Source organism: Nonomuraea sp. NPDC049637 (genome assembly GCF_040675235.1).
In the GTDB taxonomy this organism is placed as follows: Bacteria; Actinomycetota; Actinomycetes; order Streptosporangiales; family Streptosporangiaceae; genus Nonomuraea.
This window is the reverse complement of the sequence record NZ_JBFAOM010000064.1, coordinates 1-13,736: the sequence shown is the minus strand read 5'-3', so window position 1 is coordinate 13,736 and position 13,736 is coordinate 1. Positions and strand designations below refer to the sequence as shown.

At 71.6% G+C, this 13,736-nt stretch carries 11 protein-coding genes; 3 read left to right on the top strand and 8 right to left on the bottom strand.

What is annotated here, in order from left to right; translation table 11 throughout:
* Positions 1-22: 22 nt before the first annotated feature.
* The 7 genes from AB0J71_RS45430 to AB0J71_RS45400 form a co-directional block, all read right to left on the bottom strand.
* Positions 23-793 (bottom strand): hypothetical protein, encoded by a 771-nt coding sequence (locus AB0J71_RS45430; RefSeq protein ID WP_352324980.1) that lies wholly within the window; start codon positions 791-793, stop codon positions 23-25.
* Between the two features lie 4 nt (positions 794-797).
* Positions 798-2,879, bottom strand: coding sequence for a right-handed parallel beta-helix repeat-containing protein (locus tag AB0J71_RS45425; RefSeq protein WP_364420414.1), 2,082 nt, complete (start codon positions 2,877-2,879; stop codon positions 798-800).
* A gap of 72 nt (positions 2,880-2,951) precedes the next feature.
* Positions 2,952-3,953 carry a hydroxyacid dehydrogenase gene (locus AB0J71_RS45420; protein ID WP_352324982.1) on the bottom strand — a complete coding sequence of 334 codons (1,002 nt, stop codon included), beginning with the start codon at positions 3,951-3,953 and terminating at the stop codon, positions 2,952-2,954.
* Positions 3,950-4,774: a carbohydrate ABC transporter permease gene (locus AB0J71_RS45415; protein ID WP_364420442.1), complete on the bottom strand. Its 825-nt coding sequence runs from the start codon at positions 4,772-4,774 to the stop codon at positions 3,950-3,952. The genes AB0J71_RS45420 and AB0J71_RS45415 overlap by 4 nt, the downstream gene beginning before the upstream one ends.
* 5 nt (positions 4,775-4,779) lie before the next feature.
* Positions 4,780-5,676 (bottom strand): sugar ABC transporter permease, encoded by an 897-nt coding sequence (locus tag AB0J71_RS45410; protein WP_352324984.1) that lies wholly within the window; start codon positions 5,674-5,676, stop codon positions 4,780-4,782.
* A 54-nt stretch (positions 5,677-5,730) separates the two neighbouring features.
* Positions 5,731-7,038, bottom strand: a complete 1,308-nt coding sequence (locus AB0J71_RS45405; RefSeq protein WP_364420412.1) for an extracellular solute-binding protein — start codon at positions 7,036-7,038, stop codon at positions 5,731-5,733.
* 107 nt (positions 7,039-7,145) lie between these two features.
* A complete protein-coding gene (locus AB0J71_RS45400) occupies positions 7,146-8,183 on the bottom strand; it encodes a substrate-binding domain-containing protein (RefSeq protein ID WP_364420409.1) in 1,038 nt (345 codons plus the stop codon).
* 123 nt (positions 8,184-8,306) lie between these two features.
* Between AB0J71_RS45400 and AB0J71_RS45395 the strand changes: the two genes are divergently transcribed.
* Positions 8,307-10,118 carry a DUF2264 domain-containing protein gene (locus AB0J71_RS45395; protein WP_364420407.1) on the top strand — a complete coding sequence of 604 codons (1,812 nt, stop codon included), beginning with the start codon at positions 8,307-8,309 and terminating at the stop codon, positions 10,116-10,118.
* A gap of 15 nt (positions 10,119-10,133) precedes the next feature.
* Here AB0J71_RS45395 and AB0J71_RS45390 read toward each other — a convergent pair whose 3' ends face one another.
* The gene (locus AB0J71_RS45390) at positions 10,134-10,838 is read right to left on the bottom strand and encodes an FCD domain-containing protein (RefSeq protein WP_364420405.1); all 705 of its coding nucleotides are present in this window, start codon (positions 10,836-10,838) and stop codon (positions 10,134-10,136) included.
* Between the two features lie 124 nt (positions 10,839-10,962).
* On the opposite strand from AB0J71_RS45390, the gene AB0J71_RS45385 reads away from it, so the two are divergent.
* Complete coding sequence (locus tag AB0J71_RS45385; protein ID WP_352324989.1) at positions 10,963-12,333, top strand: glutamine synthetase family protein; 1,371 nt, start codon at positions 10,963-10,965, stop codon at positions 12,331-12,333.
* A 9-nt stretch (positions 12,334-12,342) separates the two neighbouring features.
* Positions 12,343-13,686 (top strand): aldehyde dehydrogenase family protein, encoded by a 1,344-nt coding sequence (locus tag AB0J71_RS45380; protein ID WP_352324990.1) that lies wholly within the window; start codon positions 12,343-12,345, stop codon positions 13,684-13,686.
* The last annotated feature ends 50 nt before the right edge of the window (positions 13,687-13,736 follow it).

Genomic DNA, 13,736 nt, shown 5'->3' with positions numbered 1-13,736 from the left:
TGTATGTCCGCTGCGGGAGGGCTCATGAGGCGGCTCTCGCCTGGAGGGCCCGTTCGTAGCCCTCGATGACGAGCTGCCGCCTGATGGTGTCGCGTACCTGGTCGAAGGGGGGCGCGCCGGGGGCCGCGGTGCGGGCGTACCGGTCGCGCAGGCGGCGTTCGGACAGGTCGAGGGTGGCCGCGTGCAGCTTGCCGAGCGCGGAGTCCAGCTCGGCGGCCCGCACCTGCGCGTAGGTGTACTGGTCGTAGGAGGGCACGCCCGGGATCGGGCGGCCGGAGCGCGCGGCCTGCGCGCGGCGGGCGTTCTCGGCGGCCAGCTCGCGCTGGAAGCCCTGCTCGCTGACGTCGGCGAGCAGGCCCGCCTCGCGGGCCCAGATCCGCCGCGCCTTGTCCAGCACGGCGGCCCGCACCGCCCGCTCCCTGAGCCGCCGCGCCGGGGTGACGCCGTCGCGGGGACGGTCCCAGAAGCCAGGACCGAGCCCCTGGGCGGCGAACTCGGAGATCACCTCGGCGCGCACGGTCTCGGCCGCCCGCAGCACCTCGGCCCCGCTCACCGGCTCCCCCTCGAACGTGACGACCGTGTCCCCGGGACGCATCCCGAGCACCTCCGCCACACCCGCGGACGCCGCCCGCGCGGGAACTTCGCCCCCGGCCTGTCTCCCCGACACCGCGATGCCGACGACGAGCACCCCGGCCAGGGCGAGAGCCGCCCACAGGACCCGCCCGCGCGCCGGGAACCCCGGACGCGGGCCGGACGCCCGGCGCGACCGGCCGGTGGCCTGGGTGCTCGTCACGGCGTCAGCTCGCGATCTTCATGTCGAAGACGTGGAGCCCCGCGTTCGCCAGCGGGCTGCCCGCCGGGAAGGTCACCGTGGCGACCGTCCTGGACGCGTCGAGCGGCACCGCGTAGCCGAACACCGACACGCCCGACTCGCGCGTCTGCCCGGTGGCCGGGTTCTTGTAGCTGGTCTGCGTCATGTTGTGGTAGTCGGCGCGGGCCACGAGCACGCCACCGGCGGGCGCGGTCGCGTCCCACTGGTCGCCGAACCTGACAGTCTTGTCCTCGGTCGTCCCGTCGGTGTAGGTGACCTTGAACACGCCCTCGCGGGCCTTCAGGCCACCGGCTCCGAGCAGGACCAGCCTGGCGCCCTGCCCCGGCAGCGCGACCGTCTGCCCGGCGGCCTTGACGTTGTCGGTCATGCCGTACGGGCGCGGGTGCCAGACGAAGTCGGCGCCGAGCACGTTCACGGTCCGGCCCGGCGTCAGGCCGGCCTTCTCCAGCGCCTGGCCGGAGTAGCTGCGGCCGCTGGTGGAGAAGCCGCCGGCGTTGGGGTTGAGGTCGGAGCTGACCGCGACGTTGTTGTAGGCCTCCTCGACCGAGGCGGACACGACCGGCGCGGCGGCGGGCCCGTTGTAGGCCCCGCGCGAGACCGTGCCGGCGACCTGGTTGCCGAAGTAGTCGCGGTCGCCGAGACCGTCCACGACCGCGCCGGACGCGAGCGCGGGCGAGCCTTCGAGCAGCTTGTAGCCGTTCACGTCGGCGGCTCCGTCGGCGGTGCCGGGGGCGGCGAGCCCGGGGTCGGCCGTCACCGCGCGGGCGTCGGCCGCCGGCACGGCCACGCCGCCGTGGTAGACGTTGGAGTCGTAGCCGATGCCGGGGGCCGCGGGCAGCGTCCCGGACGGCGCGTAGAAGATGTTGTTGACGATCTTCGAGTTCCCGGTCGGCACGGCCACGTCGAGCTTCTGCGACGGGCAGAAGAACGTGTTGTTGTACAGCCACAGCGGGCTCGTGTTGTCGCCGGAGGCGTTGCCCGCGATGCGGCAGTCGTCCTGGGCGATGTTGAACCGCAGAATGGCGGTGGCCTTGTAGTTGGGGAACTCGGTGCAGCTCTGGCAGCCGAGGTAGAAGCCGCCGGCGTTGTCGTGCGAGTAGTTGTACTGGTAGACGCACGAGCCCTTGATGCCGCCGTCGCAGTCCCAGGCGGTGGAGTCGAAGATGGTGGGCCGCTGCCGGGTCACCTCGTTGAACTGAAATACCGGGTCAACAGAGTTGATCGGCCACATTCCCGCGAAATTTCCGTCTACGTACGGGTATTTCCCGGCGCCGCCTTCGTCGAACAGGTTCTGCTCCACCAGCGGCCGGTCCGAGGCGTGCACCACGATGCCGTCGCCGCCGACCGCCCGGATGGTGTTGCGGGCGATGAGCACGTTCCGGTGGTAGTCGGTGCCCTTACGGCTGATCTTGATGCCGCCGCCGCCCGTGTCGTGCACGTAGTTGCCGGTGATCGTGATGCCGTCGAGGTAGCCGACCTTGCCCTCGGGCAGCGCCTGGATGCTGATGCCCGCCGAGTAGGCGAACCAGGAGCTGTTCGCCCCGGTCTTGTTGCCCCAGCCGGCGACGTCGGAGATCTCCAGGTCCCGCAGGACCAGCCCGGCCTTCGGCTCGGGGGTGGTGGAGTTGTACTGCACGCCGGTCCGCTTGGCCGTGGTGGCCGCCGGGTTGGTGACGTGCAGCTTCTCCAGCGTCACGTAGCTGTTGTCCACCAGGTGGACGGCCCACTCGCCGCCGTCGCCCTGGATGATCGGCTTGGGGCCCTCGCCGTAGGAGGTGAAGACGACGGGGTGGGCGGCCGTGCCGGAGCCGACGGGTTCGAGCCGGCCGGCGCAGACGGTCCCCGCCCTGAACTTGATCGTGTCCTTCTCGCGGAAGGTGATGGCGTTGACGTCCGCCAGACTGTTCAGCGGCCCGGCGGCGTTGCGCCCCGAGCCGCCGTCCGGCGCCTGGCAGTCGACGAAGAAGTTCCGGGCGGCGGCCGCTTCCGCGGGGGTGGCGACCAGTCCGGCCGCCACGACCAGGGCCGCGACTAACTGAAGGCGCATGTTTCCTCTCCGGGGGTGTTTCAGGCGAACTCTGAGCAGTTCAGAGCGGTTCAGAGGGCTTCAGAGGGGGCTTCAGGCGGACCGGGACAGCGTGCCGGGCTCGACGCCGTGCTCGAAGGGCAGGCCCTGGGCGTGCCGGGCCAGCTCGTCGAGCGCGAGGTCGGCCATCCTGGCCAGCTCGCCGCCCAGCGAGCCGGCGACGTGCGGCGTGACGAGCACGTTCGGCAGGTCGTAGAGGGGCGACTCGGCGGGCAGGAACTCCGGCTCGGTGTGGTCGAGCACCGCGTACAGCCGTCCGGAGGTCAGCTCGGCGACGAGCGCGTCCTGGTCGACCAGGGCGGCCCTGGCCGTGTTGATCAGCGTGGCGCCGTCGCGCATGGCGGCCAGCCGGCCGGCGTCGATCAGGTGGCGGGTCTCGGGCAGGTCGGGCGCGTGCAGGCTGACCACGTCGGAGCGGGCGACCAGCTCGTCCAGCCCGACCCGGCGCGCCCCCAGGTCCTCCGTCAGGTACGGATCGCTGACCAGCACCTCGAAGTCGAACGGCCGCAGCAGCTCGATCACCCGCCGCCCGATCCTGGAGGCCCCGACGACGCCGACCACCCGCCGGTAGTTGCCGAAGCCGGGGAAGCGGGCGTCCCAGTCGTCGTTGGCCCGCCGCGCCCGGTAGGCGCGGGCGATGTCGATCACCCGCTTGTTGGCGAACAGGATCGCCGCGAGCGTGAACTCGGCCACCGGCTCGGCGTTGGCCGAGGCGGCCGAGGAGACCACGATGCCGCGCTCCCAGCAGGCGTCGGTGACGTGGTGCTTGACCGAGCCGGCCGCGTGCACGATCGCCCGCAGCCGGGGCGCGCGGGCCAGCACCTCGGCGGTCACCGGCGGGCACCCCCACGAGGTGAGCAGCACCTCGGCCTGCGACAGGTCGGCGTCGTCGAACGCGGCGACCTCCGCCCGGACGTCGGCCACCCGGGCCAGCCTGGCCCGCACCTCGCCGGTGAGCAGGCGCCCGGCGACCTCGGCGGCCATGGCGACGACCGTCACCGGCTTGTTCATGTTCTCCCCCGAGAGCTCGTTCACTTGACGCTGCCCGCCGTCATCCCGGCCTTCCAGAACCGCTGCAGGGACACGAACACCAGCAGCAGGGGCACCACGGACAGCAGCGACCCGGTGATCACGAGGCTGTGGAACTCGGGGAAGGCGTTGCCCTGCTTCTCCCAGCCGTACAGGCCGAGGCTGAGCGGGTAGAGCCGCTGGTCGCTCAGCATGACCAGGGGCAGGAAGAAGTTGTTCCAGATCGCGGTGAACTGGAACAGGAAGATCGTCACGTACGCCGGCAGCAGCATGGGCAGCGCCACGGACACGAACGTGCGCAGCTCGCCGGCCCCGTCGGACCTGGCCGCCTCCAGCACCTCGCCGGGCACGTACCCGGAGGACAGCACCCGCGCCAGGTAGACGCCGAACGGATGCACCAGCACCGGCACGAACACCGACCAGAACGTGTTCACCACGCCGATCTTGGAGGCCAGCAGGTAGAGCGGCACGGCGGTGGCGGTGGTCGGCACCAGCACGCCGAGCAGCACCAGCCCGAACATCTTCTCCTTGGCGAACCAGGAGTACTTGTCGAAGGCGTAGCCGCACATCACGGTGACGAACGAGCTGACCGCCGCGCCGACGCCGGCGTACAGGACGCTGTTGATGTACCAGCGGAAGAAGACGCCGTCGCCCTCCTGCGCGACCGCCCTGATGTTCTCGAACAGGTTGAAGCCGGCGAAGGAGAAGCCGGGCGTCGAGTACAGGTCGGACAGCGACTTGGTGGAGGCGAACAGCAGCCACGTCAGCGGCAGCAGCGTGTAGAGCGCGGAGATGATCAGCAGCACGTTGACCGTGGCGCGGGACATCCACTTCACCGGCGGTTCCCCCACTTCGTGACGGCGTAGGACAGCACGGCGGCGAGCAGCGCGAGCAGGATGGAGGCCGCGCCGGCCTGGCCGTAGTCGTTGTTGCCGAACGCCTCGTTGTAGGCGTACATGTTGGGCGTCCAGGTGCTGACGACGCCGTCGCTGACGTTGTCCAGCACCATCGGCTCGGTGAACAGCTGCAGCGAGCCGATGATCGTGAACAGCACGGTGGTGACCACGGCACCGCGGATCAGCGGCACCTTGACCTGGAGGGCGACGCGCAGCGGGCCCGCGCCGTCCATCCTGGCCGCCTCGACGACCTCGGCCGGGATGGCCTGCAGCGCCGCGAAGTAGATGATCATGTTGTAGCCCACCCACTCCCACAGCGCGATGTTGACCACCGAGCCGAGCACGTGGTCACCGCCGAGGAAGTCGACGTCGCCGAGCAGGTCCACGATGGGGCTGATGCCGGGCAGGTACAGGTAGAGCCAGATCAGCCCGGCGATCACGCCCGGCACGATGTGCGGCATGAACAGCGCGAGCTGGAAGAACTTGCCCAGCCTGGCCAGCCCGGAGTCCAGCAGCAGCGCCAGCGTGAGCGCGCCGCCGATCATCAGCGGGATGTACAGCACGCAGTAGCCGAGGATGACCAGGAAGCCGTCGGTGAAGGCGGAGTCCTTCAACGTGTCCAGGTAGTTGCCGAGCCCGACGAACACGGTCTCCGCGCCGCCGAAGCCGAGCCCCGACGACTTCTCGCTGAACAGGCTGAGGTAGACCGCGTAGGCCAGCGGGGCCACGATCACGGCCGCGAACAGCGCGAAGAACGGCCCGACGAACAGCAGGATCGCCCCCCGCCGCCGCCACCCCTCGCCGCCGCGACCGCTTCCTACTGGAGGAGTCACAAGCTGCCTTTCGGTGGGTCGCGGCGGAGCCTGCGCTCCGCCGCGCGCGTCGTGCTACTGCTGGGCGACGTTGAGGCCGCGGCTCTTGATCTCGCCGACGGTGGCCGTCTGGGCGGCGTCCAGGACGCCGGGGATGGTGGTGCCGCCGCTGGAGACCTTGCCGAGGGCGTCCTTGAAGGTGGTCAGCGTCTGGACCATGCTCGGGCCCCACGTCCAGCCGGGCTGGATCGTCTTGTACGACTCCGCGAACAGCGCGTAGATGTCCTGGCCGCCGTAGAAGGAGGCGTCGAAGCTCTTGGCCGCGACCGGCACGAGGTCGGCGATGGCCGGGAAGCCGCTGGAGGTGCCCGAGGACAGGCGGGCGGTCCACGCCTCCTCCGAGCCGGTCAGCCACTTGACGACCTCGACGGCGGCCTTGGCGTTCTTCGACCCCTTGCTCACGCCGAACGTGGTGCCGCCGAGCATGCCGCTGGCCGGGGTGCCCCAGTTCGGGATCGGCGCGATGGCCCACTTGCCGGACTGGCCGGCGTGGTTGCCCTTCATGACGCCCGCGCCCCAGTTGGCGCCGACGTAGCCCCAGAGGGTGTCGTTCTCGAAGGCGGCGTTCCACTCCTGGCTGAAGGACGGCTGGACCTTCAGCAGGTCGTCCTTGATCAGGCCCTGCCAGTACTCGGCGACCTTCTTGCTGGGCTCGTCGTTGATCGTCACCTTCCAGGCGTCGCCCTCGGTGCCGAACCACTTGCCGCCCGCCTGCCACGACAGCGCGGCCAGCACGCTCGGGTCGTCGGGGAAGAAGGTGGCGATGCGGGACTTGCCGTCCGCCTTCTTGACCTTCTCGGCCGCGGCGCGGAAGTCGTCCCAGGTCTTGGGGACCTCGATCTTGTTCTTCTCGAACAGGTCCTTGCGGTAGAAGAACACCTGCGGCGCGGCGTCCATGGGCAGCGCCCACGCCTTGCCGCCCAGCTCGACCAGGCTGAAGACCTCGGCCGGGTACTTGGACTTGACGTCGGCCACGTCGGCCGAGATGTCCTGGAGGGCGCCCTGGTTCACGAAGTCGGGCAGCTGCGGGTACTCCACGGACATGACGTCGGGGGCGTTGCCGGCCTTGACGGCGTTGGAGAACTTGGCGTAGCCGCCCGCGTTGCCCGAGGGGATCTCCTCGTACTTGATCTGGACGTCCTTGTGTGACTTGTTGAAGGCGTCCACGACCTGCTGGGTGCCCTTCGCCCAGCCCCAGAAGGTGACCTCGGCGGGCTTGCCCGCCTCGCCCGCGGGCTGCGCCGGCTCCGTGCTGCCGCACGCGGCGGCGAGCAGGCTCATACCGGCCAGCAGTCCGGCAATGCCGGCGCTCTTGCGTCCCATCGATGGCTCCTCATCGCTTTCGATCGATAAGGCATCATTCGCTCATACTCGATCGGTTGTCTAGAGAGAGGCCACAAATCGATCAATAACGAAATGGATGCGTAACGTCACGGACGCGGCGCGACCGTGGATTCCCGGACCCTCAGCTCGGGCAGCAGCGCCACGTGCTGGGCAGGGCGCCGCGGGCCCTCCTGGATCCGGCTCACCAGCAGGTCGACGGCACAGCGGCCGACCGCGGCCTTGGGGGGCGCGACGGCCGTGAGCGGGGGGTCGCTGAGCGCCGCCACCTCGTCATCGTAGGCGACCAGCGACACCTCTTCGGGAATGCGCACCCCTGCCGTGCGCAGGTGCTGGACCAGCAGCAACGTGTCCTCGTCGTTGTGCACCAGCATGGCCGTGACGCCGCCCCTGATCGCCGCGACCACGTCGGCCACCTGCTCGCGCGAGGGCCCCTCCTGCGCGACGTCGAGGTGCACGGGCTCGGCCAGCCCCAGGTCACGGACGGCGGCGAGGAACCCGTGCCGCACCCGGGGGGCCGTCGGGCTGTCCCGCGAGACCATGGCCAGGCGCCGGTGCCCGAGCTCGGCCAGGTGCCGCGCGCCGAGGAAGGCCCCGTGGGCGTGGTGGGAGGCCGCCGCGTCCAGCAGCGAGGCGGGCCCGCCCAGCTCGGCCCGCCGCTCGACGAGCACCGCCGGCACGCCCAGCTCGGCCAGCCAGCCCTCGTGCGAGGCGTCCGGCTGCCTGCTCGGGGTGAGCAGCAGGCCCTCGATGCCGCCCTCCACGAGCTGCCTGACCTGGGTGCGGTCCTCCTCGTCGTCGTAGCGCGAGACGCCGAGGACGAGCCGCGCGCCCAGCCGTTCCGCCTGCTCGCGGGCGCCCCTGATGACGGCCGGGTAGTAGTAGGTGGCCGAGGGCACCAGCATGCCGAGGGTCAGGGAGCGCTCCCTGGTGGCGGCGGGCGCGGACTCGGGCCGGGTGATGCCGCCGTGCACACGGTTGACCAGGCCCTGGCCGGCCAGGTGCTCGACGTCCCTGCGCAGGGTGACCATCGAGACGTTGAGCCGGTCGACCAGCTCGGCCAGGCGTACGGAACCGCGCTCGCGCACCTCGCGCAGGATCAGTTCATGACGTTGTTCGGCGAACACCGCGACTCCTTCTGACTCGACCCTACGATCCTAGCGGGAAGTGCTTTCGTTTTTGAACGGATGCTTTCGTTCGATCAGGATGCTAAGGTCCCGGCCGAGACCGGATGTCCCTTGGAGTGCCGCATGTTCCCGCTTCCGCCGGAGGATCGAACGCTCAGCCCGTACACCGGCTGGACCCGCGCCCACTGGGCGGCGGTGGCCGACGGGCTGCTGGCCGCGGTGGAACCGTACCGCTCCGCGGACGGCGCCGTGATCACGTTGCCGGGACGCGAGAGCTGGTCGCGCTGCGACGGCCTGGAGGGGTACGCGCGCACCTTCCTGCTGGCCGCCTTCCGGGTGGCCGGCGGCGGCCCCGAGGAGCTGCTGGCCCCGTACGCGCGCGGCCTGGAGTCCGGCCCCGGCGTCTGGCAGCCGATCGAGGACCGCACCCAGCCCATGGTCGAGGCGGCCTCGATCGCCCTGTCCCTCTGGCTGACCCGCGAGCGCCTGTGGGACCGCCTGTCCCCCGCCACCCGCGACCGCGTCGCCGCCTACCTGGCCGGGGCCCTGCGGCACGAGCCGGTGGACAACAACTGGTGGCTGTTCCCCGCCATGGTGGGCGGCTTCCTGTCGGCCGTCGGCCTGCACGCCGAGGAGGCCGCCGCGGCGGTGGAGCGCGGCCTGGCCCGCATCGAGCCCTGGTACGCCGGCGACGGCTGGTACGCCGACGGCGACAACCGCTCCTTCGACCACTACAACGGCTGGGCCATGCACCTCTACCCGGCCCTGCTGGCCCACCTGTCGGGCCAGGGCTCCCCCGGGCCCCGCCTGCGCCGCTTCCTGGAGAGCTACGCCCTCACCTTCGACCAGGACGGCCGCATGCTCTACCAGGGCCGCTCCCTCACCTACCGCTTCGCCTCGGCGACCTCGCTCTTCGCCGGCGCCCTGCTGGACGCCACCCCGCTCTCCCCCGGCCAGACCCGCCGCATCGCCTCCGGCGTCCTGCGCCGGTTCCTCGACGAGGGCGCGCTCTCCCCCGAGGGGCTGCTCACGCTCGGCTGGCACGGCCCGCACGAGCCGTCGCTGCAGTCCTACTCCGGCTCGGCGTCGCCGTACTGGGCGTCGAAGGCGTTCCTCGGGCTGCTGCTGCCGGCCGGCCACCCGGTGTGGACGGCGCCCGAGGAGCCCGGCCCCACCGGCCTGGCCGCGCTGCCCGGTCCAGGACTGGTCGTCCAGCACACCGGCGACGTCGCCCGCCTGCTCAACCACGGCAGCCAGCACCACCCCGGCGACCCCCTGTACGACCGCTACGCCTACTCCACCCGCACCGCGCCGACCACGGGCGTCCCCGACAACCACTTCGGCGTGGTCGGCCCGGACGGCACGGTCGCCGGGCGCGGCACGATCACGCCCCGGGGTGCGGGCTCGGCGGGCGACCTGGCGTGGGCCGCGTCGGCGGGCGCCGGCGTGGAGAGCCTGAGCGTGGTCAGGGGGGCCGTCGAGGTGCGCGTCCATCGGGTCGCGCCGGGCTCGGCGGTCCGGCAGAGCGGCTGGGCGCTCGTCACGGCCGCCGCCCCGGCCGACCGGGCCTACCCGACCGACCTGGCCGACCTGGCCGACCCGGTCGGCGGGCCCGGCGCCCGGGTCCGGGACGGCGACGGGCTGGTCTCCGAGCTGGTCGCGGTGCGCGGCTACAGCCGGGCCCACGTCGCCGACGACCCCGAGGGCAGCGCCTTCGGAGCCCCGGCGGCCGTGCCCGTGCTGGAGGGGGTCGCGGCGGACGGCTGGGCGGTCAGCGCCGCCGTCCTGAGCAGCGCCCCGGCCGGCGCGGCGTCGGCGGCGGGTGACGACATCACGCCGAGCGTGCCGACGGCGGCGGTGACGGCAGACGAGATCACGCTGACCTGGCCCGACGGCACCCGCCACACCTTCCAGGTCCGCGCCCCGGCCGCCTGACATCCCCGCCCACGTTCAGGCCAGGAAGGCGCGCAGGAGGGCTGCCGTGCCCTCCAGGTGCTCGGCCATGGCCCGGCGTGCCGCGTCCGGGTCGCCGGCCAGGATGGCGTCCACGATGGCCCGGTGCTGGGCGGCCGCGTGCTCGATGTTCACCTGGAGCATCGGGATCGCGTTCAGCAGGTCGCTCACCCGGGAGCGGGCGTCGGCGCACGTCGCCGCGAGCAGCGTCGAGCCGGTCAGCTCGGCGATCGACAGGTGGAAGGCCGTGTCCAGGCGCCGGTAGTCCTCCAGGGGCGCCGCGTCCAGCTCGGCGAGCCGGCGCAGCAGCACCTCCCGCTGGGCCGGGGCCGGCCCGGCCGCGGCCAGCACCTGCGCCGCCCCGCACTCGACCGCCAGCCGGAACGTCAGCGCGTCCGACAGCTCGGCCACGCCCATGTCGGCCACCGCCTGCCGCAGGTCGCCCGCGTCGGGCCGCGGCGGGACATAGGTGACGAACGCGCCGCCGTACCGGCCGCGCCGCACGTCGAGGTAGCCGGCGTCCTGAAGGGCGCGGATGGCCTCGCGCAGGGTGACCCTGCTGATGCCCAGCCGCACGGCGAGCTCGCGCTCGGGCGGCAGCTTGTCGCCGTACGCCACCACGCCCAGTTTGATCGCCTGGAGCAGCCGTTCCACGGTCTCCTCGAAGGCGTTTCCCGCCCTTACCGGGCGGAGCACTGTCATCAAACGCGCCGAATCGTCCAAGGTGTCCTCAGGTCTTGACAAGCGATCCCGGCATGCACATCAATGGTCTGAGACTAGCCCAATCAACGGGAAAGCGCTTCAGAGCAGATCGGAGCGACCTAGGGTGAGCGAACCAGCGGGCAACGGATTCCTGTCCGTCGAGGAACTGCGGGGCGAGGTCGCCTCCGGCCGGATCGACACGGTGCTGCTCGCCGTCGCCGACATGCAGGGCAGGTTGCAGGGCAAACGGCTCTCCGCCCGCTACTTCCTGGACGAGGTGCTGCACCACGGCTCCGAGGGCTGCAACTACCTGCTCGCCGTCGACGTGGACATGAACACCGTCTCCGGCTACGACATGTCCTCCTGGGACCGCGGCTACGGCGACTTCGCGATGAAACCCGACCTGTCCACCCTGCGCCGCATCCCCTGGCAGGACGGCACCGCCCTGGTCATGGCCGACCTGGCCTGGGAGGAGGGCGGCGAGGTCACCGCCTCGCCGCGGCAGATCCTGCGCCGCCAGCTCGCCCGTCTGGCCGAGCGGGGCCTGGCCGCGTACGTGGGCACCGAGCTGGAGTTCGTCGTCTACGACGACAGCTACGAGGACGCCTGGCGGCGCGCCTACCGCGACCTGACCCCCGCCAACCTCTACAACGTCGACTACTCCCTCCTCGGCACCGCCCGCGTCGAGCCGCTGCTGCGGCGCATCAGGCGCGACATGGAGGGCGCCGGCATGTACGTCGAGTCGGCCAAGGGCGAGTGCAACCTCGGCCAGCACGAGATCGCCTTCCGCTACGACGAGGCCCTGCGCACCTGCGACAACCACTCGATCTACAAGAACGGCGCCAAGGAGATCGCCGCCCAGGAGGGCCGCTCGATCACCTTCATGGCCAAGCCGAACCAGCGCGAGGGCAACTCCTGCCACATCCACATCTCGCTGCGCGGCCTCGACGGCGGCCTGGCGATGGCGGGCGAGGGGCCGTACGGGCTCTCGCCGCTCGGGGCGCGGTTCATCGCCGGGCAGCTCGCCCGCATGCGCGAGCTCACCCTGCTGTACGCGCCCAACGTCAACTCCTACAAGCGTTACGTGCCCGGCAGTTTCGCGCCGACCGCCGTCAAGTGGGGCGTCGACAACCGCACCTGCTCCCTGCGGCTGGTGGGCCACGGGCCGTCGCTGCGGGTGGAGAACCGGGTGCCGGGCGGGGACGTCAACCCGTACCTGGCGGTGTCGGCGCTGATCGCGGCCGGGCTGGACGGCATCGACCGGGAGCTGCCGCTGGAGGACGCCTTCACGGGCAACGCCTACGACTCCGGCGCCGAGACCGTGCCCCACACGCTGCGGGACGCCCTCGCCCTGTTCGAGGGGTCGAAGCTGGCCAGGGAGGCGTTCGGCGACGACGTGGTCGAGCACTACGCGAACAACGCCCGCGTGGAGCTGGCCGCCTTCGACGCGGCGGTGACGGACTGGGAGCTGTTCCGTGGTTTCGAGCGAATGTGACGGTAGGGCATGAAGATCGTTAATCCGGCGACGGAAGAGGTCGTCGCCGAGGTCGAGCTGGCCGACGCGGCCGAGGTCGACCGGGCGGTGGAGCGGGCCGCGAAGGCGTACCGGAGCTGGCGGGAGGTGGCGCCGGGCGACCGGGCGCGGCTGCTGCGCCGCTTCGCCGACCTGGTGGACGCCCACGGCGAGGAGTTGGCCCGGCTGGAGCTGGACAACGCCGGGCACCCGATCGGCAACGCGCGCTGGGCGGCCGGGGCCGTCCGTGACGTGCTGCACTTCTACGCCGCCGCCCCCGAGCGCAACCACGGCAAGCAGATCCCGGTGCCCGGCGGCGTGGACGTCACGTTCCAGGAGCCGCTGGGCGTGGTGGGCGTCATCGTGCCGTGGAACTTCCCGATGCTGATCATGTCGTGGGGCGTCGCCCCGGCGCTGGCGGCGGGCAACACGGTGATCGTCAAGCCGGCGGAGTGGACTCCGCTCACGGCGCTGCGGCTGGCCGAGCTGGCCCTGGCGGCGGGCCTCCCCGAGGGGGTGCTCCAGGTGCTGCCCGGGGCAGGGGAGGTCGCGGGGGCCCGGCTGGTCGAGCACCCCGGCGTGGCCAAGATCGTGTTCACCGGCTCGACCGAGGTGGGCAAGGAGATCGCCGCGAAGGCGGCGGCGCAGGTCAAACGGGTGACGCTGGAGCTGGGCGGCAAGTCCGCGAACATCGTCTTCGCCGACTCAGATCTCGAAAAAGCAGCAAAAACCGCCCCTTATGCGGTCTTCGACAACTCCGGCCAGGACTGCTGCGCCCGCTCGCGCATCCTCGTCCAGGCCGAGGTGTACGACGAGTTCCTGGAACGCCTGTCGGCGGCGGTGCGCGGCGTCAAGGTGGGCGACCCGCTCGACGAGTCCACCGAGATGGGCCCGCTGATCAGCGCCGAGCACCTGGAACGCGTCCGCGGCTTCGTCGAGGGCACGCCCTACCTCCAGGGCGACTGCCCCCAGGGCAAGGGCTACTGGTTCCCGCCGACCGTGCTCACCTCCAAGGTCACCGACCGCGCCTTCACCGAGGAGATCTTCGGCCCGGTCGTGTCGGTGGTGCCGTTCACCGACGAGGCCGAGGCCGTGCGCATCGCCAACGACACCCCGTACGGGCTGAGCGGCTCCATCTGGACGCGCGACGTCGGGCGGGCGCTGCGGGTGGCCCGCGCGGTGGAGTCGGGCGCCCTGTCGGTGAACTCGCACTCCTCGGTGCGCTACTGGACCCCGTTCGGCGGCTTCAAGCAGTCCGGCCTCGGCCGGGAGCTCGGCCCCGACGCCTTGACGGCCTTCACCGAGACCAAGAACGTCTTCATCTCATGGGAGTGAACCTGACGCAGTGAGCGGAGTGAAGGGCTGAGGAACGAAGCCCTTCGCGA

Excerpts from the sequence above, each read along its gene's own strand:
- AB0J71_RS45390 (WP_364420405.1), bottom strand. The coding sequence starts at position 10,838 with ATGACAGTGCTCCGCCCGGTAAGGGCGGGAAACGCCTTCGAGGAGACC.
- AB0J71_RS45425 (WP_364420414.1), bottom strand. The coding sequence starts at position 2,879 with ATGCGCCTTCAGTTAGTCGCGGCCCTGGTCGTGGCGGCCGGACTGGTC.
- AB0J71_RS45405 (WP_364420412.1), bottom strand. The coding sequence starts at position 7,038 with ATGGGACGCAAGAGCGCCGGCATTGCCGGACTGCTGGCCGGTATGAGC.
- AB0J71_RS45395 (WP_364420407.1), top strand. The coding sequence starts at position 8,307 with ATGTTCCCGCTTCCGCCGGAGGATCGAACGCTCAGCCCGTACACCGGC.
- AB0J71_RS45415 (WP_364420442.1), bottom strand. The coding sequence starts at position 4,774 with ATGTCCCGCGCCACGGTCAACGTGCTGCTGATCATCTCCGCGCTCTAC.
- AB0J71_RS45380 (WP_352324990.1), top strand. The coding sequence starts at position 12,343 with ATGAAGATCGTTAATCCGGCGACGGAAGAGGTCGTCGCCGAGGTCGAG.